This window comes from Geminicoccus flavidas (assembly GCF_009806515.1).
Lineage (GTDB): Bacteria > Pseudomonadota > Alphaproteobacteria > Geminicoccales > Geminicoccaceae > Geminicoccus > Geminicoccus flavidus.
Map to the genome: position 1 here is coordinate 1 of NZ_WUJP01000362.1, position 1,549 is coordinate 1,549.

A 1,549-nucleotide genomic window follows, 5' to 3' on the forward strand; every position below is an offset into this window, starting at 1 on the left:
ACGCCGCAGGCACGCGCCACCCTGAAATGGCCGTATTCGTGGACGAACACGACCACCGTCAGGATGATCAGGAACGGCACGATGTACTGAAAGAGCGTGCCGATCATGGTGTCAGCTCCGAAACGGGACGATGCGAGCGCTCCGCCACCTTCCGCCAGGCCGCCCGGCGGGCTGCCTGATCGATGGCGAATACCGATTCGAGGTCGTCCGGCGCGATCCGCCCGTCCTCCGCCAGCACTTCCTCGATCACCGCGACGATGTCGAGAAAACCGATGCGTCGGTCCAGGAAGGCCGCGACCGCGACCTCGTCGGCGGCATTGAGAATGGTAGGTGCGGCCCCGCCCGCCCGCAAGCAGGCGCGGGCTAGCGGGATTGCCGGGAAGCGCACATGGTCGGGCGCCGTGAAGGTCAGGCTGCCGAGCGCCGCCAGATCCAGACGCGGCACCGACGAACCTAGCCGCTCAGGATGGCCCAGGCAGTAGGAGATCGGCACGCGCATGTCCGAGCAGCCGAGCTGCGCCAGCACCGAGCCGTCGCAGTAATGCACCATGCCGTGCACCACCGACTGCGGATGCACCAGCACGTCCAGCCGCTCGTCCGGCAGGTCGAACAGCTGGTGCGCCTCGATCAGCTCCAGCCCCTTGTTGATCATGGTGGCGCTGTCGATCGTGATCCTGGGCCCCATCCGCCAGTTGGGATGGCGGAGTGCCGCCTCCGGCGTGGCGACCCGCATCTCGGCCAGCTCCGCGCAGCGGAACGGGCCGCCGGACGCGGTGATAGTCAGCTTCTCCACGTCCCGCCCCTCGCTGCCGGCGAGCGCCTGGAACAAGGCGTTGTGCTCGGAATCCAGCGGCAGGAGGCGGGCCCGGTGGCGGCTGACCGCGGCCTTGAACAGCGGCCCCGCCGCGACCAGGCATTCCTTGTTGGCCAGGGCGACCGTCGCCCCCCGGCGCACGGCGGCGAGGCTCGGTGCCAGGCCCGCGATGCCGACGATGCCCGCCACGACCCGCTCGGCCGGCAGCTCGGCCGCGGCCACCAGTGCCGCTGGCCCGGCGGCAACGGCCAGGCCGGTCCCGGCCAGCCGCTCCTGCAGTGCCGCGTAGCAGGCAGGGTCGCCGATCACGGTGAGTTCCGGTCGATAGCGCAGCGCCAATTCCGCCAGCTCGTCGACGCGGCTCTGGGCAGTGAGCGCCACGATCCGGAATCGGTCGGGATGCTCGTCCACCAGAGCGAGCGTGCTCGTGCCGATCGAGCCGGTAGCCCCCAGGACCGTGAGGCTGGTCATGTCAGGACGTCCGGTCCCAGCAGATGGACGAAGAGGGCGGTCACCGGGGCGGCGAACAGCACAGCATCCAGCCGGTCCAATGCGCCGCCGTGGCCAGGGATCAGGTTGCCGCTGTCCTTGAGGCCAGCGACGCGCTTCAGGCTCGATTCGAACAGGTCGCCCGCCTGACCCGCCACCGACACGAACAGGGCGGCCAGAGCGGCGACCCCGGGCGCGCCATGGGTGCCGAGCGCCACGAGTGCGCCGGCCAGCACGCCGCCCACC

At 70.5% G+C, this 1,549-nt stretch carries 2 protein-coding genes; both read right to left on the reverse strand.

Features of this window, described 5'->3' with window-relative positions; all coding sequences use genetic code 11:
* Positions 1-103 precede the first annotated feature (103 nt).
* Positions 104-1,285, reverse strand: a complete 1,182-nt coding sequence (locus tag EQG76_RS10210) for a 1-deoxy-D-xylulose-5-phosphate reductoisomerase (RefSeq protein ID WP_159713040.1) — start codon at positions 1,283-1,285, stop codon at positions 104-106.
* A partial coding sequence (locus tag EQG76_RS10215; protein ID WP_200840711.1) for a phosphatidate cytidylyltransferase occupies positions 1,282-1,549 on the reverse strand: 268 nt, incomplete at its 5' end. The genes EQG76_RS10210 and EQG76_RS10215, both read right to left, overlap by 4 nt.